Here is a 19,479-nt window from a genome sequence, read left to right as displayed (position 1 = left end):
GGCGCACGGCCGGCCTTGTGATTGAGCAATCGACATGCCACCGCCAAGGGCGCGTCGACTGCGCGCCAAGTCCTTGATTTGATGGACCTTTTCACGAACGGTCGAACGGCGCCCCGCCGACGATCCGGATGGCGCAGGCAGGGCCCGTCCGATCTGCCGGATCGACATCTCGGGGAAAACCCTAGGCCCGGGACGGTGTCAGACTCGGTTCCATGAACGACACCGCGCAGCCGCCAGCGGCCACGGACGGCGCCTCGAAGCGCATCGCGCTCACCGTGGCGGCCGCCTTCTTCATGGAGACGCTGGACGCCACCATCATCGTCACCGCGCTGCCGGCCATCGGCGCCGGCTTCGGCATGGGCGCGCTCGACGCGAGCCTGGGCGTCACCGTCTACCTGATCGCGATGGCGGCGCTGGTGCCGGCGGCGGGCTGGTGCGCCGGGCGCTTCGGGGCGCGGCGGGTGTTCGCGCTCGCGGTCGGCGCCTTCACCTCGGCCTCGCTCGCCTGCGGGCTCGCGCCCACCTTCGAGGTGTTCGTCGCGGCGCGCGTGCTGCAGGGCGCGGCGGCGGCCTTCATGTCGCCGGTGGGCCGGCTCGTGGTGCTGCGCGAGACGCCGAAGCACCGGCTGATCGAGGCCATCGGCACCATCACCTGGCCGGGGCTCATCGCGCCGGTGATCGGCCCGCCGCTGGGCGGGCTCATCGCCACGCATGCATCGTGGCGCTGGATCTTCCTGCTGAACGTGCCGCTGGGCCTCGCGGGGCTGTGGCTGATCATGCGGCTGTTTCCGCGCCGCACCGACGCGGCTCCGGCGCGCTTCGATGCGGCCGGCTTCGTGCTCACCGCCATCGCGCTGGCCGCGCTGGTCGAAGGCCTCACGCGCCTGGGCGGGCCGCAGCCGGGCTCGCCCACCACCCTCGGCCTGCTGGCCCTGGGCGCCGTGGCGGCTGCCGCCGCGGTGCGTCATGCGCGGCGGACGGCGGCGCCCCTGCTCGACCTGCGCGCGCTGGCGGTGCCGACCTATGCGCTGGCCACCGCGACGGCCGGCTTCGTCTCGCGTGTCGCGATCAACGCCTCGCCCTTCCTGCTGCCGCTGATGTTCCAGATCGGCTTCGGCATGAACGCGTTCCAGGCCGGCTCCATGCTGCTGGTGTACATGGGCGGCAACCTCGTGATGAAGAGCGCCACCACGGCGGTGCTGCGGCGCTTCGGCTTTCGCAGGGTGCTGACGGTGAACGGCGCGATCTGCGCCGCCACGCTGTTCGGCTGCGGGCTGCTGTCGCCGGGCGACCCGCTGCCGTGGGTGTGCGTGCTGCTCGTCGCGGCGGGCATGGCGCGCTCGATGAACTTCACCGCGGTCAACACGCTGGCCTTTGCCGACGTGCCCGACGAATCGCGCGCCGGCGCGAGCACGCTCGGCACGATGCTGCAGCAGGTGTCGCTCGCGCTCGGCGTGGCGCTGGGCGCGATGGTGCTCGGCGCATCGCAGGCGCTGCGCGGCGCGCCGGCCGTGCAGCTCGCGGACTTCCACCATGCCTGGTACGTGGTCGGCCTGCTGATGGCCATCGCGACGCTGATGACGCTGCGGCTCGATCGCCAGGCCGGCATGGCGGTATCGCACAGGCGATGAACGCTACAGCCGTGGACGCGCCCGATCTTCCATTCACCCGTTCAGGAGAAGTTGTCATGCCATTGCATATCGGTGTGGTCGGTTGCTCGGCCGAAGGCGCCGCGCTCTGCTACCGCACGCTCTGCGTTGAAGGCGCCTCGCACCTTGGCGCGGCCCACGCGCACCCGGAGGTGTCGATGCATACCCACTCGCTCGCCGCGTATGTGGACTGCCTCGACCGCGGCGACCTGGACGGCGTCGCGCAGCTGATGCTGTCCTCGGCGGGCAAGCTGGCGGCGGCCGGTGCGGATTTCCTGGTCTGCCCCGACAACACGATCCACCAGGCGATGCACCTTGTGCTGCCGCACTCGCCGCTGCCATGGCTGCACATCGCCGAGGTGGTCGCGGCGCAGGCGCTGTCGCGGGGCTTTCGCCGCGTGGGGGTGCTGGGCACGCGCTGGCTGGTCGACAGCGAGGTCTACCCGCAGGCGCTGTCGGCCGCCGGGCTGGACGCCGTGCGGCCGGATGCCGGCGAACGCGCCGAGCTCGGCCGCATCATCATGGACGAGCTGGTGTGCGGCGTGTTCCGGCCGGAATCCACGGCCGCGCTGCAGCGCATGATCGAAAACCTGAAGGCGCGCGGCTGCGATGCCGTAGCGCTGGGCTGCACCGAGCTGCCGCTGGTGCTGAGCGACGGCAACTCCGCGCTGCCGACGCTCGACTCGACGCGCCTGCTGGCACGCGCAGCGCTGCGGCGCGCGACAGCCGGCTGAGAGGCGCTGCCGCCTACTTGCGCACCTTGTCGATCTCGGCCATCAGCTCCTTCACGGTGGCCTCGCCGACCGAGGCCGAGTACTTGTCGATCACCGGCTTGACCTTCGCGCGCAGCTTCGCCATTTCCTCGGGCGGCAGCTCCGACACGGTCATGCCCGCCTTCTTCAGCGCATCGAGTGCACTGTCGGCGGCGCCGCGCGAGGCCTGGCGCTGGAACGCGGTCGATTCGGCCGACGCCTCGGTGATGATCTTCTTCTCGTCCGCGCTCATGCCGTCCCAGGTCTTCTTGCTGATCAGCAGCGCCTGCGGGTTGTAGATATGCCGGGTCTGCGTGATGTACTTCTGCACCTCGGCGAACTTGGACGACAGGATGGTGGTGTTCGGGTTCTCCTGCCCGTCGACCGCCTTCTGGTCGAGCGCCGGGTACAGCTCGGGGAACGGCAGCGGCGTGGCATTGGCGCCCAGCGCGCTGAACAGGTCGATGTAGATCGGCGACTGGATCACACGGATCTTCAGCCCCGCGATGTCGTCGGCCTTCACGACCGGCCGCTTGCTGTTGGTGAGATTGCGAAAGCCCAGGTCCCAGTAGCCCAGGCCGTGCAGGCCCTTGTCTTCGAGCTTGGCCATCAGCTTCTGGCCGAAGGGCCCGTCGGTGACGGCATCGGCCTCCTTGCCGCTGTTGAACAGAAACGGAAAGTCGTAGGCCGCGAACTCCTTCACCTGCGCCGAGAGAATGCCGGCGTTGAGCACCGTGAGTTCCACCGTGCCGCCCTGCAGCGCCGACACGGTCTGCAGGTCGCCGCCGAGCGCGCCGCCCGCGAACAGCTTGACGGTGATCTTGCCGCCCGACTTGGCTGCCACGAGGTCGGCGAACTTCTGCGCGCCTTGCGCCTGCGGATGGCCGGTCTGGTTCTGGAATGCGAACTTGAGCGTGCGCTCCTTGACCTGCGCGCCGGCGCTGCACACGGTGAACACCGCAACGGCAGCAACCAGCATTTTTAGAATCGAACGCTTCTTCATGGTGAATATCTCCTTGTAGTTGTCTATCCGTGGAACAGCCTGGCCGGCCCCGTCACCAGCCACGGGAACAGCACCATCAGGAACATGACGGCGAACTCGGCAATCATGAAAGGCACCACGCCGCGCGTGACGTCGTCCATCGATATCTTCCCGACGCCGGCCACCACGTTGAGCACCGTGCCCACCGGCGGTGTCACCAGCCCGATCGAGTTGTTGATGATGAAGAGCACGCCGAAGTACACGGGGTCGATGTCTGCGGCCTTCACGATGGGCATCAGCACGGGCGTGAGAATCAGGATGGTCGGTGTCATGTCCATCGCGGTGCCCACGACCATCACGAGCACCATGATCGCGAACATCAGCAGGATCTGGTTGCCCATGAAGGGCTGCAGCAGGCCGACCACCTTCGACGGCAGGTCGGCCACGGTGATGAGCCATGCGCTCACCATGGCCGCGGCGATCAGGAACATCACGATGGCACTGGTCTTGGCCGCGCCCACGAACACCGCGTAGAGGTCTTTCCAGCTCAGCTCGCGGTAGACCACGATCGACACGAAGAGCGCGTAGGCGGCGGCCACCACGGCCGCCTCGGTGGGCGTGAACACGCCCATGCGCAGGCCCACGAGGATGATCACCGGCAGCATCAGCGCCCACAGCGCCTTGCGGAACGCGGTGAATATCTCGGCGCCCGACTTGCGCGGCGGCGGCACGATCTTCTCGCGGCGCACCAGCCATGCCCAGGTGATCCACAGCGCACCGCCGATCAGGAGCCCCGGCACGATGGCCGCAAGGAACAGCTTGGAGATCGACACGTTGGCGGCCACGCCGAAGATCACGAGCCCGATGCTCGGCGGTATCACGGGCCCGATGACGCCGGTTGCCGCGATGAGCCCGCCCGCGCGCGCCTTGTCGTGGCCCGCCTTGACCATCATGGGCAGCAGCAGCGCGGTGAGCGCGGCCGCGTCGGCCACAGCGGAGCCTGAAAGCGCGGAGAGCAGGCAGCCAGCCATGATGGTCACGTAGCCCAGGCCGCCCTTCACGTGGCCAACCACCGCGAGCGCGAAGTCGACGATGCGCTTGGAGAGGCCGCCTACGTTCATGATCTCGCCGGCCAGCATGAAGAAGGGTACGGCCAGCAGCGGAAAGCTGTCTGCGCCGCCGATCACGTTCTGCGCAAGGATCTGCGCGTCGAACAGGTCGAGATGCCACATCAGCGCAACGCCGCTGGCCAACAGGGAGAACGCAATGGGAATGCCCATCGCCATGGCGAGGAGCAGTGAGCCGACGAAGACGAAGATGGTCATTTGCGCGGCCCCTGTTGTGCATCGCCTTGCGAACCGAGGATCTGCTGCAGCTGCACCGCTTCTTCGGACTCCTGCACCATCACGAGATCGCTTTCGGCAATGCGCCCGGTGAGCAGGCGCAGCAGATCGAGCGCGAGGATGAATGCAGCCAGCACCGAAAACACCACGCCCGACAGGTACACCACCGCCATCGATGCGCCGGTGACCGGCGCCGTCACGTCCCAGTTGATGCGCGCCTGCACCACGCTGCCCTGGAACAGCAGCCACACGATGTAGAGCATCACCGCATGTCCCACCGCGAGGCAGATCTTCTTGCCGATGGGCGGCAGCTTCTGCACCACCATGTCGACGCCCAGGTGGCCGTGCTCCTTCAGCGCGACGACCGCGCCGAGAAAAGTCATCCAGATGAAGAGCCAGCGCGAGACCTCTTCGGACACCGTGATGCCCGAGTTGAAGCCGTAGCGCAGCACCACGTTGCCGAAGACCAGCACGACCATGACCGCGAGCGCGGCCGCGATCACGGCTTCGATGCCGGCGCAGCATCGGTCGATCCATCGATTCATGGGTGTGCTTCCCACTCAGGCCGACGCGGGCTGCTTCTGCATCTCGACCAGCGCGCGCAGCGCAGCCAGGTACGAGTGCGGACCCAGCCCCTGGACCGTGCCCTTCACGGCCGGCGAGATGATCGAATGCGCGCGCCATGCTTCGCGCGCGGCGATGTTGGACATGTGCACCTCGATGATCGGGAACGGCATGGCCTTGATCGCGTCGTGCAGCGGCACGCCGTGCTGCGTGAGGCCGGCCGGGTTGACCAGCGCGCCCTGGGCGTCATCGATATGCGTGTGCAGGAAGTCGACCAGCTCGCCTTCGTGGTTCGACTGGATGATGTCCAGCGCCACGCCGAGTTCGTTGGCGAGCTGCTGCAGCTGCGCGTTGATTTCGGCCAGCGTGGTCTTGCCGTAGATATGGGGTTCGCGGCGGCCGAACAGGTTGAGGTTCGGCCCGTGCAGCACGAGGATCTTCATGGAGGCGCCTTCGGTCGGAGTCTTGCTTACTGCTTGCGGATGCGCGCAAGCTCGTCGGTGTAGAGCTTGACGATGGCGGGGTCGTAGCTCGCGGCAAAGCGCTCGGTGACGGGCCTGGCGACCTGCCGCATGCGCGCCTGTTCGGCGGGTGCGAGTTCGTTGAACTGCGCGCCCTTGGCCTGCAGGTCGCCCACGGCGCGCTGCGCGGCGGCGCGGCTCACCTGGCGCTGGTAGCCGCGCGTTTCGTCGGCGGCCTCGTGCATCATCTTCTGCTCGGCGGGGCTCAGCGAGTCCCAGAACTTCTTGCTGACCAGCACGATGTTGGCCGCGTACACGTGGTTCGTGGCGCTCACGTACTTCTGCACCTCGTAGAACTTGTTCGACAGAATTACCGAGTACGGGTTCTCCTGGCCGTCGACCGCCTTCGCCTCGAGCGCGCCGTACAGCTCGGCGAAGGGCATCGGCACAGGGTTCGCCTTGAAGGCCTTGAAGGTCTCGAGGAACACGGGGTTCGGAATCACGCGGATCTTCAGGCCTTCCAGGTCTTCGGGCTTGGTGATCGGGCGCTTGCTGTTGGTGACGTTGCGAAAGCCCAGGTCCCAGTAGCCCAGCGCCACGAGGCCCTTCTCCGGCAGCTTCGCGATCAGCGCCTGCCCCAGCGGACCGTCGAGCAGCGCATCGGCCTGCGCGAAGCTGCCCACCGCGAACGGAAAGTCGATGAGGCCGAACTCCTTGACGATGCCCGCCAGCGAAGTGGTGGCCGGCGCCGACATCTGCTGCACACCGCCCTGCAGCGCCGACTGCTGCTGCATCTCGTTGCCCAGCTGAGAAGCGGGAAACTCCTGCACCTTCATCCTGCCGCCGCTCTTGGCTGCGAGCAGTTCGGCGAAACGCTTCACGCCGAAGCTCACGGGATGGTCGGCGTTGTTGAGGTGGCCGAAGCGGATCACACGGTCCTGCACGCCCTGCGCGAGCGCGGGAACGGCCAGCGCGAGGGTCAGGCCGACGGCGGCCAGCGAGCGATGAAGGGTTCTCAAGATGTATGTCTCCAGCGGTGCGAAGGTGCAGTGCGGCGCGATCTTAGGCGGAATGTGGAAAGTATTTCCACTAGTGAAAACGCTTGGCAAAAACGCTAGAGTGCCGCCATGACAGCCATACTCGAACGCAGCTTCAAGGTCCTCGAACACCTGGCCGGCCACCCCGAAGGCCGGGCGTTGTCCACCCTCTCGGCCGAGCTGGAAATGCCGCTGAGCGCCACCCATCGCCTGCTGGCCGAGCTGGTGCGCTGCGGCTACGTGCGCCAGGACCAGAGCCACGGCGACTACTTTCTTACGATCAAGCTGGTATCGCTGGGCCTGAGCTTCCTGAGCAACAGCGGCATCGTCGACGTGGCGCAACCGCTGCTCGACCGGCTCGCGGCCGAGTCTGGCGAACTGGTGCGGCTGGCCGTTGTCGACGGCGAGGAACTCACCTTCGTCGCCAAGGCCCAGGGCGCGACGCGCGGCCTGCGCTACGACCCCGACATGGGCCTGTCGGTGAACCTCTCGTGCAGCTCCGCGGGCCACGCCTGGCTTTCGACGATGACGGACGAGCAAGCGCTGCAGCTCGTGGCAAAGCGGGGCTTCGGCAAGCCCGAGGACTATGGCCCGAAGGCGCCGACCACCGTGAAGGCATTGCTCGCATACCTGCGCGCGGCACGCAAGCGCGGCTTCGCGATGATCAGCGAGGTGTTCGCACCGGCGATGACGGCCATGGCCGCACCGGTGCGCAGCGGCAACGGCGCGGTGATCGGCGTGATCACCATCGCCGGGCCGCTGGTGCGGCTCACGGAAGAACGGATGCTCGAGCTCGGACCGGTGCTGCTGGCGTCGGCCGAGGACGTGGCGCTGGCCAGCGGGGCCTCCGCGCTGTTCAAGCGAAGGGCCTGACCGGACACACGCAACGCTACTGCGGCCTCGCCAGCGTTTCCGCAAGCTCCCACAGCGAGCCCATCTGCCCCGAATGAAAGAGCAAGGGCGGCGTGTCGGTGCGCGAGAAGCGATCCACGCGACCGAGGATGATCGTGTGGTCCCCCTCCTGGTGGCGCGAATACGTCGAGCATTCGAATGTCGCGACGCTGCGCGTCAATCGCGCGCATCCGTTGGATGCAAGGGCGAAGGCTTCGCCGAAGCGCTCGAACTTGTCCGCCGCAGGCTTGGCGAAATGCCAGGCCAGGTCGCGCTGCTCGGCAGCCAGGACGCTGAGGTTGAAGGAGCGCGCCGCAAGAAACGCGTCGGCGCTGCGCGTGTCGTCGCGGATGCTCCACAGGATCAGCGGCGGGTCCAGCGACACCGACGAGAAGGAGTTGATCGTCATCCCCTCGCGCTTGCCGTCCGGCGTGGTGGTCGTCACGAGGCACACCCCCGTGGGAAAGGCGCCGAGCGCCTGCCGGAGTTGGCGGGCATCGGCCGTTTCGGCGGCGTCGCCCGTGATCAGAGCCCAGGAGTACATGGCCGGCGCCTCGATCAGTACTGGCCCTTCGGCTCGAGGCCGAGCAGGTATTGCCCCACCATGGAGGAGACCGCGTCCCAGTTGAGGCTGATGTGGCGCGAGATGGCATTGGCGTCGCGCCACATCCGCTGGATCGGCTGGTTCAGCGACAGGCCCGCGCCTCCCACGCTGGCGAAAACCGCCTCGACGGCATCGCGCGACAGGCGCGCGGCGAAGGCATGGTCGCGGCGATTGCGGATGCGCTGCTCGACGCTGATGACATGGCCGTCGAGCGCCATCTGCTCCACCTGCGCGGTGTCGCGGTAGAGCAGCAGCCGCGCCGCATCGACGCTTGCCGACGCCTCGGCCAGGCGGGACTGCACAGGGAAGAACTCGCTCAGCCTGCTGCCTGCGCCGGCCACCGCGCCGCGGGTGACGCGCGAGCCGGCCAGCTCGATCAGCTCGTCGACCGCGCCCTGAGCGGTGCCGAGGATGGGCGACACGAGGCAGACCGGCACCGCCGAGAGAAAGGGAATGCGGTAGATCGGATTCGCATTGACGCTGGCGCCGGGCGGGCAGTTCGAGGAGGCCTCGGCGAACGTGAGCTTGCGATGCCCGGGGATGAAGGCGGGCTTGTCGATGACGACCGCCTTCGAGCCCGTGCCCGCCTGGCCAGCGACGTGCCAGTTGTCCTCGATCGACCAGTCCGACCGAGGGGCGAGCAGGAAGCCCGCAGTCGGCGGCGCGCCTTTTTCCTCGGGCGGGAACTGCACGCCCAGCAAGGCCCACTGAGAGTTGTCCACGTTGGACGCGAAGAGCCACTTGCCTTGCACGAGGTAGCCGCCGTCGACCTTCTCGGCCATCGTCGCGGGCGCGTACGAACCGCAGACGATCGCGCCGGGGTCCTTGCGCCACACGTCGTCCTGTGCCTCCTCGGGAAAGGTCGCGACGAGCCACTGGTGGATGGCTCCCAGCGAGCAGCCCCACGCCGACGAGGTGCAGCCCCGCGCCAGTTCGCTCACCACATCGATGAAGGCGGTGAATCCGTACTCGAAGCCGCCATAGCGCGCCGGCTGCATCAGCTTGAAGAAGCCCGCATCGTGGAAGGCACGCGTGGTTTCGTCGGAAACGCGTCGATCCTGCTCGGTGCGCTGCGCTCGGGAACGAAGCAGCGGCACCAATTCGCTTGCGGATGCAACTATCGATTCGATCGGAGGCGCGTCTTTCACGGGCGATTTTCTGCCGGGGGCCGGGAGGTCGACGTGATTGAGTTGGGCAAACGGGTTCGCGGCATCTGTCATGGGGTCTCCAGGAAGGGTCGGATGAATCTCGGGGTTGGAGCCTTGATTGGAGAAGAAAACATTTGCAAATGCAATCAAATAAGCCTAGGTATTAACGCTATGAAGGCACCGATGATTGTTTGTAAGATCGGCCATGGCAAAGAGAAAACCCTCCTCGCTTCCTTCCTCCGAGCGGCCCGGTCCGTCGGCGGAATTGGCGCGTGAATTGAATGCATCTACAGATAAATTGCCCCAGCACGACCTGGAGCGCGCAATCCCCTACCTGCTTGCGCGCGCAGGAACAAGGATGGGGCAATCGTTCAGCAGGGAGCTCAAGCAGTTCAACCTCTCGCTGACCGAGTGGCGGGTGTGCGTCGCACTGCACCACGCGGCGCATCAGCGGCTGTCCGACCTGGCGCTGCACACCTCGACGGAGCCCTCCACGCTTTCGCGGGTGGTCGACGGGCTGCTGCAGCGCGGCATCCTGGTGCGCGACCGGTCGGACGAAGACGCCCGCGCGCTTGCCCTGAGCCTGACCGACGCGGGGCGCGACCTCGCGCTGCGGATCATTCCGCTGGCGCAGCTCTACGAGCGGGTGTCGTTGTCAGGGCTGAGCTTCGCGCAGGCCGAGTCGCTGAGGGACATGCTTCGCATGGTCTACGACAACCTGGAAGTGCTCGACAACGAGTGATGCCGCGGTGAACATCAACACCATCGACCTGAACCTCTTCCTGGCGTTCCAGGCGATCTACGCCACGCGCAGCGTCACGCTGGCGGGCGAGCGCCTCGGCATGACCCAGTCGGCGATGAGCAATGCCCTGAAGCGCCTGCGCGAGCGCTTCAACGACGCGCTGTTCGTGCGCTCGACCGACGGCATGGTCCCGACGCCGGTCGCCGAGCGGCTCATCACCCCGATCGAGGAAGGCCTCGCCTGCCTGATGCAGGCGGTCGACCAGGGCAGGACCTTCGAGGCGCAGACATCCGGGCGCACGTTTCGAATTGCCGTCAACGACATCGGGCAGCTGGTCATGATGTCGGAGCTGCTCCTGGTCGCGCGCGGCATAGCGCCAGGGGTGCGATTCGAGACCGTCGATGTGCCCATTGCCGAGGCGCGCCAGCGCATGCTCCACGGGCAGATCGACATCGCCCTGGGCAGCTGGGAGCCTATAGGGCCGTCGTTCTACCAGCAGCGGCTGTTCGACGAGACATTCGTCGTGCTCACGTCCAGGGCCTCGCCCCTGGGCGGGCGCGACAGCATTGGTCTCGACGAGTATCTTGCGGCCGAACACATCGCGTACCGCCCCCATGGAACGACCGACTTTCAATTGCAGCAGACACTGGAACGAGCCGGCGCGCTCGATCGGCGGCGCGTGGTGCTGACGGCCGCCCATTCACTGGGCCTGTCTTCGATCGTCGCCTCGTCGGGACTGCTGCTGACGGCACCGGCGCGCCTCGCCCAGGCGATGGTGGCGTCGCGCACTGACCTGCACATCGTCAATGCGCCGTTCGAGGTCGTGCCCTTCGAGATCCGGCAGCAGTGGCACGAGCGATTTCACCAGGACAGCGGCAACCGCTGGCTGCGCGAGCTGATATTCGGCCTGTTCCATGAGCGCTCGCAGCGGCATCAGGGCGCCGGCAAGCAGGCGTAGTCGACCTGATGGCGCTCGGTGCGGATGCTGCCGAGTTCGCGCTTCACGCGAAGGTGCTCGGGATGGGTCGCATAGTCTTCGAGGCTGCGCGCATCGCGAAAGCGCGTGCAGAGCACCACGTCGCAGGCGTAGTCGATGCGGCTCACATCGATTCCGACTTCCAGCTCCAGGAGCCCCGGGATGCGGCCGCGCAGCCCTTCGAATGCATCGCGCACCGCGATGCAGTTCGCGCTTCGTTCCGCGGCCGAGGCTCCGGCGACGCGCCACATGACGATGTGCTTGATTTCCATGCCTTCAATCCCGTGGCGCCTTGTTCAGCACGAAGTCGTGGTCGAGCGTGTAGAAGGGTTCGTCCATGCGCGTTCCGTCCGGCGCGACGCCGGGCTCATGGCGCTTCCAGTCGGCGATGAGCGAGGAGCGCACGCCGAACACGGCATCGGAATCCAGGTACGTGCCGCCCGAGCGGAACACGTGGGTGATGAGCGTCTCGTACCCCGGCGCCTGGATCATGAAGTGCAGGTGGGCAGGACGCCAGGGATGGCGGCCGAGTTGCTCCAGCAGCTGCCCCACGGGGCCGTCGTGGGGGATGGGATACGGCACGGCCAGGATGGACCTGAAATCGAAGCGGCCGTCCTCGCGCGTGCTCAGCTGGCCACGGCCCTGGGCACTGCTCAGTTCGGGGCGCTGGACGTCGTAGAAGCCTTCGTCGTCGGACTGCCAGACGTCGATCCGCGCATCGGCGATGCGCTCGCCCTGGATGCCCCGCACGCTGCCCCGGACGAAGCAGGGCATGCCGTGCGCGCCGTTGGAGATGTCGTCGCCGTTCTGGTACTTCGGTGCGTCGGGGACATAGAAGGGACCGAAGACGGTCGCCTCCGTGCAGCCCGTCGGACGCCGGTTGCACTGCGCGGTAACGAGCGTCGAAAGCCCGAGCACATCCGACAGCAGGATGAACTCCTGGCGCTTGTCATCGGTGATCCTGCCGACGCGCGTGAGGAAGTCGATGCCGCGGGACCATTCGGCTTCGGTGAGCTGCACCTCTCGCGCGAAATCGTGCAGATGGCGCACAAGGCTGTCCATCACCGTCTTCAGGCGCGCGCTGGCTGTTCCGCCCTGCGCCTTCAGCGTTGCGCCGGTGATGGTCCATTCGTCGATGTCGATCATCTGGTCTTCTCGCCGCGCCGGCACCTCAGGATTGCTTCAGCTTGAACAGCGACAGTGCGTTCGTGCGGCCGATCTTCAGCTGGTCGGCTTCGCTGATGCTCGTACCGTCGAACCAGTTCGATGCGTGGTCCACGTTCTCGAAGGGCCAGTCGGTCGAGAACAGGATCCGGTCCGAACCGACTTCCAGCATCGCGTCGATCAGCGTCTGGGTGCGGAAGTTGCCGGACGTCGTGAGATAGAAGTTCTCGTGGAAGTACTCGCAAAGCTTGCGCTTGGCGGGATAGCCTTTGGGCGCCTTGACCCAGGCATTGCGGTGGTCGACCCGCCACATGTTGTATGGGAGGCCTTCGCCGAGATGGCCAAGGATGATCTTCAGGCCGGGATGCCGGTCGAAGAGGCCGCTGGCCATGAGGCGCAGGGCATGGACGGCGGTTTCCTGTGCAAAGGCCCACGTGGGCCCGAGCAGCCACGGGTGGCCTTCGTAGATCTGGGCCCAGCTCGCGAGCGGGTTGCGCGGATGCAGATAGAACGGCGCATCGAGCCGCTCCGCCGCGGCCCAGAAGGACGCGTACTGCGGCGCGTCGTAGTAGACGGCGTTGTCGGCCGTGCCGACCTGCGAGAACCCGTTGACCAGCGCGCCACGGAAACCGAGCACGGTCATGCAGCGCTCGAGCTCCTCGGTCGCCTTGTCGGGGTCCTGCATCGGCAAGGCGGCGAATGCCTGGAAGCGGTCGGGCCGCTTCGCGACCTGCTCCGCCAGGAAATCGTTGGCGCGGACAGAGAGTTCATGGGCCTTGACCGGATCGGGAACCGCCTGCACGGCGGGCGCGTTGAGCGAAAGAATCATCATCTCCATGCCGTTTTCGTCCATCTGGCGCAAGCGCCCTTCATGGATGTCGATGAGACGGCTGCTGAGTTCCTTCCAGTAATCCCCAGGCACGAAGCCGGCCGAGTCCTGCAGCGTCTCGGGAAGCGCAAAGTGTTCCTCGAGGCCGATCTTTCCTTGCATGGCTGTTTCCTTTTTTGCGGGCACGGTCCGCAGCTGTTGATTCGCGGCAGCGCCAACAGCGGCGCTTGCCTTGCAGGTCAATTTACGAAAGCCTCGCTGCAGCGTCGAACGAAATTCGGTGATGGCGCACATCTGGATTTCGCATGAAGGGCAGCTTGTGGGTAGACCCGCCCCAACATTTCCAGGCTTCATAGAGAACATCCTGAAAATGCGTTGGACCTTCGCGCACCCGCAATCCACCATGCGAACGCCGTCAACGTTCGCCCGCCGACAAGGCGCTGACGCACCCCTTTTTCCATCAACTCGGAGACACGAGTCATGCGTCAGATCGACCTTCACAAGCTGGCCGACGAAACCCGCTTCAACCGCTTCCACGGGCTCGTGCTGTTCTGGTGCGCCCTGATCATCGTGTTCGATGGCTACGACCTCTCCGTGGTCGGCATCGCGCTGCCTTCGATCATGGCGAACATGGGCGTCCAGCCCACCAACGCCGGCTTCATGGTCAGTTCAGCACTCTTCGGCATGATGTTCGGCGCCATCTTTCTCGGCACCATCGCCGACAGGATCGGCCGTCGATGGGCCATCGTCATCTGCGTGGGCCTGTTCAGCGTGTTCACCGCGGCAGCCGGGTTCGCCAGGGACCCCGTCACCTTCGGCGTGGTCCGCTTCCTCGCGGGGCTGGGCATCGGCGGGGTCATGCCGAACGTCGTTGCGCAGATGACCGAATACTCGCCGAAGAAGATGCGCGCGACCCTCGTCACGCTGATGTTCAGCGGCTATGCGGTCGGCGGGATCATCGCCGCGCTGCTCGGCAAGGGCCTGATCGAAACCTACGGCTGGCAGTCGGTGTTCTTCGCGGCGGGCATGCCGCTGGTTCTGATCCCCTTCATCCTGAAGTACATGCCGGAATCGATGCCGTTCCTGCTGGCCCGGGGACGAACCGAAGAGCTGAAGAAGATCGCCTCCAGGCTCGACCCGGGCTACAAGCCGCTGGCAACCGACCGCTTCGTCGTGCCGCCCGCCGACCGGGCTGCCGGCGCACCGATCAGGCATCTCTTCCAGGAGGGCCGCGGCTTCAGCACCGTCATGTTCTGGCTCGCATTCTTCATGTGCCTTTTCATGGTGTTCGCGCTGAGTTCATGGCTGACGAAACTCATGGCCGGTGCGGGCTACAGCCTCGGCTCGGCATTGACGTTCGTGCTGGTGCTCAACGCGGGCGCGATGGTCGGTGCAATCGGCGGCGGCTGGCTCGCGGACCGCTTCCACATCAAGTACGTGCTGGCAGGCATGTATGCGCTGGCCGCGATTTCGCTCACGCTGCTTGGCTACAAGATGCCGACGCCGGTGCTGTTCGTCCTCATCGGCCTGGCCGGTGCGTCGACCATCGGCACGCAGATCGTGGCCAACGCATACACCGGCCAGTTCTATCCGATGGCAGTGCGCGCCACGGGTCTCGGGTGGGCACTGGGAATCGGGCGCAGCGGCGCGATCCTGGCTCCCATCCTGATCGGCGTGCTCGTGGGCATGAACCTGCCGCTGCAGCAGAACTTCATGGCGATCGCGATTCCGGCCGTGATCGGCATGGTTGCGGTTCTTCTGATCAATCACGGCCGGTCTGCGTCTGCGTCTGCGCAGATGGTCGATGCCGGCCGGCCGCGAACCGAGCCGGGGAACGACGGCAAGCAATTGGCCGGCTCGTGAGCGACAAGGCGATCTGCTCCTGCACCTCTTCCGGGCGGCCTGACAAGGCCGCTTTTTTCATCGTACGGTCATTGTCCAAAAACGGGCGCCGCCGGTGCATTACCTGAAAATTCGCGTTCTCGCTCGATTCCGAACGAAACTTCACCAGGAAAGTGTGCAAAATTCCCATATGTGATCGGCCGCAGCGTCGCCGATCGGATACTCGGCTAATTCAATCTCCGCTCTCTTCCATCCATGCGCGCTGAAAGCGGTCTCCTCGAGGCACGAAGTGGCCTCCCCCAGCCGGCGGCAGGGCCCACGCCAAAAGACATGCTGGGATGCACGGTCGGTCATCTCCAGAAAGACCAGGCACTGTCGGCCAACGGCTTGCGGATCTACCGCAAGACCGTGAACGCCAATGAACTCCACTACGTGGAAACAGCTGCAAGCGCGCGCGGGGTGCTGCTCGGCATCTCGTTGCGCGACGGCCACCGCAGGCGAATCCTCCATGAGCACCATGCGTCGTGCCATGACTTCGGCAAGGGCTCGATCTATGTCCGTGATTTTTGCGACCGCTACCGCGCGGACATGCAAAGCGGCTTCGACTTCGTGCTGCTCGAGATCTCGCATCCGGCCCTGGAACGCGCCATCGACGAAAAGCAGGGGCCTCGCGTCGGCGGCCTCGTCGATGTTGCGGGCGCCAGGGACGACGTGCTCGCCCACCTCGCGAGCGCGCTGACCCCTGCGCTGGAACGCCCTGCCGAGGTCAGCCAGCTGTTCATCGACCAGATCGGCGTCGCGATGACGAGCTACCTGGTCGACAACTACGGCCGCGGAGCCACGGCAACCGGGCCCCGGACGAACCGGCTGCTTTCGCGTTCGCACGAGGCGCGGGTCAAGGAGATGCTGCGCAGCAAGATGAATGGCGGCATCTCGATTGCCGAGATCGCCGACGCCTGCAACCTGTCGCGCAGCTATTTCATCCACGCCTTCCGCGAGACCACCGGACAGACGCCGCACCAATGGCTGATCGCGCAGCGGATCGAACGTGCGCAAGCGCTGCTGATGGACTTCGAACGACCGCTGGTGGAGATTGCGACGGCCTGCGGCTTTGCGGACCAGAGCCACTTCACACGCGTCTTTTCCCAGTACACCGGCAAGCCGCCAGGCGCCTGGCGCAGAGAGATCCGAATCGGCATGTGAAAGGATCCGAATGCGGACGCCGATACGGAATGCGTCCGAATATGCAAAGCCGCGTCCAACCCTGCAAGACGGCGCGCGCCGCTGCGCGCACCATGGGATCCCCATCGAAGGAACCACCATGAAACCCTCCCTGCCGCAGCTCATGAGCCTCAACGGCGGCTTCGTCGACACCGCCGGCTTCCTGGCGCTGCATGGCCTGTTCACCGCGCACGTCACCGGCAACTTCGTCACCATCGGCGCGGCGCTGGTGCATGGCACCTCGGGCACGATCACCAAGCTGCTTGCGCTGCCGGTGTTCTGCATCGTGGTCGTGCTCGCACGGTTGTTGAGCTATGGCCTTCCCGGCTTCGGCCTGCCGGTGCTGCGCACGATGCTGGTGCTCAAGGCCGCGCTGCTGCTGGCGGGCGCCATCCTGGCCATCCGCTTCGGCCCCTTCGCCGATGGCGACAGCGCAAGCGCGATGCTCACGGGCCTGGTGCTGGTGTCGGCCATGGCGATCCAGAACGCGGTGCACCGCATCCACCTGGGCAGCGCACCGCCGACCACGCTGATGACCGGCACGACGACGCAGGTCATGGTCGATCTCGCCGACCTGATGCGCGGCAAGCAGGCGCCCGAAGAAGCGGCCGCCGCCCGCGCGCGCATGCGGCGCATGTCGGCCGCGGTGGTCTGGTTCGCCGCCGGCTGCGCGGCGGCGGCGCTCATCTACCTGCAGTGGAACGTATGGTGCTTTGCCGTGCCGCCCGTGCTGGCAGCCTGCGCCGTGATGCTCCAGCGCAGTACGCACGAAGGCGATCCTGCGCCGGCGTCAGCTGCGCCTCACCTGTAGAGCCAGCGCGCCATCAGGCGCGTGTACCTCGGCATGACGAGGTACACCATCAGCCCGACGATGGTCGCCGCGGCCAACAAGTGCGCCAGCCAGTAGTCGGACAGCACGGGCACCGAGGCCAGCAGACGGTGCAGCACCGCCGGCACCAGCATGGTCAGCGGATAGATCACCGACAGCGTCAACAGGAACTGCTTGTAGCGCTTGGCCAGCGGCTGCCCTGCGGGCGGATGGAACCAGAACTCGAGCCCGCTGCGCGTTTCCACCTTCTCGTCGGCGTCGAGGAACGGCGCCACCTCTTCCACCAGCTGGCGGCGCGCGACGGAGGCAAACCAGTCCTGCGCATGCGCGAGCGAATCGAAGCGGATGGCGATGGTGTACTGCAGGCCGCCGCCGGCCGGGTGGATGATGTTGACGCCGCGGTGCCCGGGAAAGCGCGAGGCGATGGGCACCACCTTCTTCAGCCATTGCTCGTAGGCGGCCACGGACTCGCGCTTCACCGTCTGCTGGATGACGGCGGTGACGGTTTCGGCACCCGGCAGCACGCGCCCGGCAATCTCGTCCAGCGTGGCGGTGCGCAACCCGGGTTGGCGGTCGTCGGCGGTCATGCGCGGTGCCTTTCTCAGAGGCCGAGCAGCTTGCGGCCTTCGTCGGCCAGCAGGTCGTGCGTCTCGGGGTGAGACCGCATGTAGGCGTTGAACACGGGGCACTGCGGCACCACGCGCAGCCCGCGCTCACGCGCCGAAGCGAGGCCGGCCAGCACCAGCTGCTTCGCGATGCCCTGGCCTTGCAGGGCTTCGGGCACCAGCGTGTGGATGAAAGTGATGACGTTGCCTTCGAGCGAATAGATTGCGACGGCACGCTCACCCTGAGCCGCGTATTCGAAGCGGTGCTTTGCGGGGTTGTCGCGGACCTGGATGGAAGAAGGAGAAGTGGTCATGAGAAATTCTTGATGTGCCGGGCGCGCATGAAGCACCGTCCCGGCAGGTCGCTACAGGCGCCCTGCCGGGGCGGCGGCAGCATCAGCCCTTGATGAAAGCCAGCAGGTCGGCATTCACCTGGTCGGCGTGCGTGTTGCAGGTGGCATGCGGCGCGCCGGCGTACGCCTTGAACTGGCTGCCCTTGATCATCTCGGCCGCCAGCTTGCCCGTGGCCTCGATGGGCACGACCTGGTCGTCGTCGCCGTGGATCACGAGCATGGGCACGTCGATCTTCGCCATGTCGGGGCGGAAATCGGTTTCGGAGAAGGCCGTCACGCAGTCGATGGTGGCCTTGATGGAGGCCTGCAGCGCGATCTGCAGCGTCTGCTTGAACACGCCCTGGGACACCTTGGCGCCCGGGCGGTTGGTGCCGTAGAACAGCGTGCTGAAGTCGTCCAGGAACTGCGGCCGATCGGCAGCCAGGCCGGCGCGGATGCTGGCGAACAGCGACGCATCGGGCCCGCCGGGATGGTCGGCCGTCTTCATGAACAGCGGCGTCACGGCGCTGATGAGCGCGAGCTTGGCGACGCGTGAGCTGCCCTTGCGCGCGATGTAGCGCGTGACGTCGCCGCCGCCCATGGAAAAGCCCGCGAGGATCACGTCCTTCAGGTCGAGTTTCTCGATCAGCTCGGCGATGTCGTCGGCGAAGGTGTCGTAGTCGTAGCCGGTCCAGGGCTGGCTCGAACGGCCGAAGCCGCGGCGGTCGAACGCGATCGTGCGGTAGCCGCGCTCCGCGAAGAACAGCATCTGCGCGTCCCACATGTCGGCGCTCAGCGGCCAGCCGTGGCTGAACAGGATGGGCTGGCCCGAGCCCCAGTCCTTGTAGTAGAGCTCGGTGCCGTCGCGCAGGGTGAGTGTGGTCATGGTCTTCCTTTTCGGAATGGTGTGAAGGGGAAAAAAAGATGCAGGAAGGCGGGTGCGCTCAGCCTTGGCGCACGGACTCGAACAGGAACCACGTGCGCTGCTCGGCCTCGTCGATCCAGTTCTCCAGCACGCTGGCCGTGGCCACGTCGCCGTACTCGTCGCACACTGCGTGCGTGCCGCGCATGAAGCCGGCCAGGCGCTGGTTGTCCTCGCGCAGCTCGGCCAGCATGCCGATGGGGGTCACGAAGTCGGCGTCGTTGTCCGACAGGCGCTGCAGCCGCGCGGCGTGGCCGGTGGAGCGCAGCGTGGTGCCGCCCACCTTGCGCACGCGCTCGGCAATGGGGTCGACCGTGGCGAAGATCTGGTCGGCCTGCTCGTCCAGCAGCAGGTGGTAGTCGCGGAACGAGGGGCCCGACATGTGCCAGTGGAAGTTCTTCGTCTTGAAGTACAGCGCGAACACGTCGGCCAGCAGCACATTGAGCGCCGCGGAAATGTCGCGCGTGGCGTCGGCGCCCAGGTCGCTCGGGGTGTGCAGCGACGCGACGCGGCGCGCCTTGGTGCTGCTGGCCAGGGCCTTGGCGGCCTTGGTGGATTTTGAAGTAGCCATGTTTTTCCTTGGTAC

General features: G+C 66.4%; 22 protein-coding genes. 8 read left to right on the top strand and 14 right to left on the bottom strand.

The features are described 5' to 3' along the window. The first annotated feature begins 212 nt into the window (after nt 1–212). Entirely contained in the window at nt 213–1,631 is a 1,419-nt protein-coding gene (locus tag ACEN9N_RS28070) for an MFS transporter (RefSeq protein ID WP_495655026.1), read from the top strand. Nucleotides 1,632–1,687: 56 nt separating this feature from the next. Beyond that, nucleotides 1,688–2,383, top strand: a complete 696-nt coding sequence (locus ACEN9N_RS28065; RefSeq protein ID WP_495655025.1) for an aspartate/glutamate racemase family protein — start codon at nt 1,688–1,690, stop codon at nt 2,381–2,383. 13 nt (nt 2,384–2,396) lie between these two features. Here ACEN9N_RS28065 and ACEN9N_RS28060 read toward each other — a convergent pair whose 3' ends face one another. Genes ACEN9N_RS28060 through ACEN9N_RS28040 form a run of 5 tightly spaced genes read right to left on the bottom strand, consistent with a single transcriptional unit; the run spans nt 2,397 to nt 6,770 of the window. After that, nucleotides 2,397–3,404 (bottom strand): TRAP transporter substrate-binding protein, encoded by a 1,008-nt coding sequence (locus tag ACEN9N_RS28060; protein ID WP_495655024.1) that lies wholly within the window; start codon nt 3,402–3,404, stop codon nt 2,397–2,399. A gap of 23 nt (nt 3,405–3,427) precedes the next feature. Beyond that, complete coding sequence (locus tag ACEN9N_RS28055) at nt 3,428–4,708, bottom strand: TRAP transporter large permease (RefSeq protein WP_495655023.1); 1,281 nt, start codon at nt 4,706–4,708, stop codon at nt 3,428–3,430. Beyond that, nucleotides 4,705–5,271, bottom strand: a complete 567-nt coding sequence (locus ACEN9N_RS28050; RefSeq protein WP_495655022.1) for a TRAP transporter small permease — start codon at nt 5,269–5,271, stop codon at nt 4,705–4,707. Before ACEN9N_RS28050 ends, ACEN9N_RS28055 begins: the two co-directional genes overlap by 4 nt. A gap of 15 nt (nt 5,272–5,286) precedes the next feature. Next, entirely contained in the window at nt 5,287–5,733 is a 447-nt protein-coding gene (locus ACEN9N_RS28045; RefSeq protein WP_056512998.1) for a type II 3-dehydroquinate dehydratase, read from the bottom strand. Nucleotides 5,734–5,759: 26 nt separating this feature from the next. Next, nucleotides 5,760–6,770 (bottom strand): TRAP transporter substrate-binding protein, encoded by a 1,011-nt coding sequence (locus tag ACEN9N_RS28040; RefSeq protein ID WP_495655021.1) that lies wholly within the window; start codon nt 6,768–6,770, stop codon nt 5,760–5,762. A 108-nt stretch (nt 6,771–6,878) separates the two neighbouring features. Here ACEN9N_RS28040 and ACEN9N_RS28035 point away from each other — a divergent pair, with 108 nt between their 5' ends. Next, nucleotides 6,879–7,661: an IclR family transcriptional regulator gene (locus ACEN9N_RS28035; protein WP_413332748.1), complete on the top strand. Its 783-nt coding sequence runs from the start codon at nt 6,879–6,881 to the stop codon at nt 7,659–7,661. Nucleotides 7,662–7,677: 16 nt separating this feature from the next. Here ACEN9N_RS28035 and ACEN9N_RS28030 read toward each other — a convergent pair whose 3' ends face one another. After that, complete coding sequence (locus tag ACEN9N_RS28030) at nt 7,678–8,223, bottom strand: flavin reductase family protein (RefSeq protein WP_007831128.1); 546 nt, start codon at nt 8,221–8,223, stop codon at nt 7,678–7,680. Between the two features lie 14 nt (nt 8,224–8,237). Continuing rightward, entirely contained in the window at nt 8,238–9,503 is a 1,266-nt protein-coding gene (locus ACEN9N_RS28025; protein ID WP_007831126.1) for an acyl-CoA dehydrogenase family protein, read from the bottom strand. Nucleotides 9,504–9,789: 286 nt separating this feature from the next. On the opposite strand from ACEN9N_RS28025, the gene ACEN9N_RS28020 reads away from it, so the two are divergent. Both ACEN9N_RS28020 and ACEN9N_RS28015 read left to right on the top strand, forming a co-directional pair. After that, nucleotides 9,790–10,173, top strand: a complete 384-nt coding sequence (locus tag ACEN9N_RS28020; RefSeq protein WP_007831124.1) for a MarR family winged helix-turn-helix transcriptional regulator — start codon at nt 9,790–9,792, stop codon at nt 10,171–10,173. A 7-nt stretch (nt 10,174–10,180) separates the two neighbouring features. Beyond that, nucleotides 10,181–11,131: a LysR family transcriptional regulator gene (locus ACEN9N_RS28015; RefSeq protein ID WP_007831123.1), complete on the top strand. Its 951-nt coding sequence runs from the start codon at nt 10,181–10,183 to the stop codon at nt 11,129–11,131. On the opposite strand, the gene ACEN9N_RS28010 is transcribed toward ACEN9N_RS28015, so the two are convergent. The 3 genes from ACEN9N_RS28010 to ACEN9N_RS28000 are packed head-to-tail and all read right to left on the bottom strand — an operon-like array spanning nt 11,107 to nt 13,304. Then, on the bottom strand, nt 11,107–11,421 hold the full coding sequence (locus tag ACEN9N_RS28010) for a Dabb family protein (protein WP_413313601.1): 315 nt from the start codon (nt 11,419–11,421) through the stop codon (nt 11,107–11,109). The genes ACEN9N_RS28015 and ACEN9N_RS28010 overlap by 25 nt on opposite strands. A 4-nt stretch (nt 11,422–11,425) precedes the next feature. Beyond that, the gene (locus tag ACEN9N_RS28005) at nt 11,426–12,295 is read right to left on the bottom strand and encodes an intradiol ring-cleavage dioxygenase (protein ID WP_495655020.1); all 870 of its coding nucleotides are present in this window, start codon (nt 12,293–12,295) and stop codon (nt 11,426–11,428) included. A 25-nt stretch (nt 12,296–12,320) separates the two neighbouring features. Next, nucleotides 12,321–13,304 (bottom strand): amidohydrolase family protein, encoded by a 984-nt coding sequence (locus ACEN9N_RS28000; protein ID WP_495655019.1) that lies wholly within the window; start codon nt 13,302–13,304, stop codon nt 12,321–12,323. 318 nt (nt 13,305–13,622) lie between these two features. On the opposite strand from ACEN9N_RS28000, the gene ACEN9N_RS27995 reads away from it, so the two are divergent. From ACEN9N_RS27995 to ACEN9N_RS27985, 3 genes are all read left to right on the top strand, one after another. After that, nucleotides 13,623–15,005: an MFS transporter gene (locus ACEN9N_RS27995; protein ID WP_495655018.1), complete on the top strand. Its 1,383-nt coding sequence runs from the start codon at nt 13,623–13,625 to the stop codon at nt 15,003–15,005. Between the two features lie 234 nt (nt 15,006–15,239). Beyond that, the gene (locus ACEN9N_RS27990) at nt 15,240–16,187 is read left to right on the top strand and encodes a helix-turn-helix domain-containing protein (protein WP_007831117.1); all 948 of its coding nucleotides are present in this window, start codon (nt 15,240–15,242) and stop codon (nt 16,185–16,187) included. A 118-nt stretch (nt 16,188–16,305) separates the two neighbouring features. Beyond that, nucleotides 16,306–17,016 carry a DUF1275 family protein gene (locus ACEN9N_RS27985; RefSeq protein WP_007831116.1) on the top strand — a complete coding sequence of 237 codons (711 nt, stop codon included), beginning with the start codon at nt 16,306–16,308 and terminating at the stop codon, nt 17,014–17,016. Here ACEN9N_RS27985 and ACEN9N_RS27980 read toward each other — a convergent pair. The 4 genes from ACEN9N_RS27980 to ACEN9N_RS27965 form a co-directional block, all read right to left on the bottom strand. Beyond that, nucleotides 17,007–17,621 carry an antibiotic biosynthesis monooxygenase gene (locus ACEN9N_RS27980; RefSeq protein ID WP_495655017.1) on the bottom strand — a complete coding sequence of 205 codons (615 nt, stop codon included), beginning with the start codon at nt 17,619–17,621 and terminating at the stop codon, nt 17,007–17,009. The genes ACEN9N_RS27985 and ACEN9N_RS27980 overlap by 10 nt on opposite strands. A gap of 14 nt (nt 17,622–17,635) precedes the next feature. Beyond that, complete coding sequence (locus ACEN9N_RS27975) at nt 17,636–17,953, bottom strand: GNAT family N-acetyltransferase (RefSeq protein WP_007831113.1); 318 nt, start codon at nt 17,951–17,953, stop codon at nt 17,636–17,638. A gap of 82 nt (nt 17,954–18,035) precedes the next feature. Further along, entirely contained in the window at nt 18,036–18,857 is an 822-nt protein-coding gene (locus ACEN9N_RS27970) for an alpha/beta fold hydrolase (protein ID WP_495655016.1), read from the bottom strand. A 58-nt stretch (nt 18,858–18,915) separates the two neighbouring features. Continuing rightward, nucleotides 18,916–19,464: a Dps family protein gene (locus ACEN9N_RS27965; protein WP_007831109.1), complete on the bottom strand. Its 549-nt coding sequence runs from the start codon at nt 19,462–19,464 to the stop codon at nt 18,916–18,918. Nucleotides 19,465–19,479: the final 15 nt, after the last annotated feature.

It is taken from the genome of Variovorax sp. Varisp46, assembly GCF_059491885.1.
The sequence above is the reverse complement of the archived record's forward strand: the minus strand, read 5'-3'. Positions and strand labels throughout refer to the sequence as shown.

Bases quoted from the DNA above. Each gene is read 5' to 3' on its own strand.
- ACEN9N_RS28070 (WP_495655026.1), top strand. From the start codon at position 213: ATGAACGACACCGCGCAGCCGCCAGCGGCCACGGACGGCGCCTCGAAG.
- ACEN9N_RS28065 (WP_495655025.1), top strand. From the start codon at position 1,688: ATGCCATTGCATATCGGTGTGGTCGGTTGCTCGGCCGAAGGCGCCGCG.
- ACEN9N_RS28060 (WP_495655024.1), bottom strand. From the start codon at position 3,404: ATGAAGAAGCGTTCGATTCTAAAAATGCTGGTTGCTGCCGTTGCGGTG.
- ACEN9N_RS28055 (WP_495655023.1), bottom strand. From the start codon at position 4,708: ATGACCATCTTCGTCTTCGTCGGCTCACTGCTCCTCGCCATGGCGATG.
- ACEN9N_RS28050 (WP_495655022.1), bottom strand. From the start codon at position 5,271: ATGAATCGATGGATCGACCGATGCTGCGCCGGCATCGAAGCCGTGATC.
- ACEN9N_RS28045 (WP_056512998.1), bottom strand. From the start codon at position 5,733: ATGAAGATCCTCGTGCTGCACGGGCCGAACCTCAACCTGTTCGGCCGC.
- ACEN9N_RS28035 (WP_413332748.1), top strand. From the start codon at position 6,879: ATGACAGCCATACTCGAACGCAGCTTCAAGGTCCTCGAACACCTGGCC.
- ACEN9N_RS28030 (WP_007831128.1), bottom strand. From the start codon at position 8,223: ATGTACTCCTGGGCTCTGATCACGGGCGACGCCGCCGAAACGGCCGAT.
- ACEN9N_RS28025 (WP_007831126.1), bottom strand. From the start codon at position 9,503: ATGACAGATGCCGCGAACCCGTTTGCCCAACTCAATCACGTCGACCTC.
- ACEN9N_RS28020 (WP_007831124.1), top strand. From the start codon at position 9,790: ATGGGGCAATCGTTCAGCAGGGAGCTCAAGCAGTTCAACCTCTCGCTG.
- ACEN9N_RS28010 (WP_413313601.1), bottom strand. From the start codon at position 11,421: ATGGAAATCAAGCACATCGTCATGTGGCGCGTCGCCGGAGCCTCGGCC.
- ACEN9N_RS28005 (WP_495655020.1), bottom strand. From the start codon at position 12,295: ATGATCGACATCGACGAATGGACCATCACCGGCGCAACGCTGAAGGCG.
- ACEN9N_RS28000 (WP_495655019.1), bottom strand. From the start codon at position 13,304: ATGCAAGGAAAGATCGGCCTCGAGGAACACTTTGCGCTTCCCGAGACG.
- ACEN9N_RS27995 (WP_495655018.1), top strand. From the start codon at position 13,623: ATGCGTCAGATCGACCTTCACAAGCTGGCCGACGAAACCCGCTTCAAC.
- ACEN9N_RS27990 (WP_007831117.1), top strand. From the start codon at position 15,240: ATGCGCGCTGAAAGCGGTCTCCTCGAGGCACGAAGTGGCCTCCCCCAG.
- ACEN9N_RS27985 (WP_007831116.1), top strand. From the start codon at position 16,306: ATGAAACCCTCCCTGCCGCAGCTCATGAGCCTCAACGGCGGCTTCGTC.
- ACEN9N_RS27980 (WP_495655017.1), bottom strand. From the start codon at position 17,621: ATGACCGCCGACGACCGCCAACCCGGGTTGCGCACCGCCACGCTGGAC.
- ACEN9N_RS27975 (WP_007831113.1), bottom strand. From the start codon at position 17,953: ATGACCACTTCTCCTTCTTCCATCCAGGTCCGCGACAACCCCGCAAAG.
- ACEN9N_RS27970 (WP_495655016.1), bottom strand. From the start codon at position 18,857: ATGACCACACTCACCCTGCGCGACGGCACCGAGCTCTACTACAAGGAC.
- ACEN9N_RS27965 (WP_007831109.1), bottom strand. From the start codon at position 19,464: ATGGCTACTTCAAAATCCACCAAGGCCGCCAAGGCCCTGGCCAGCAGC.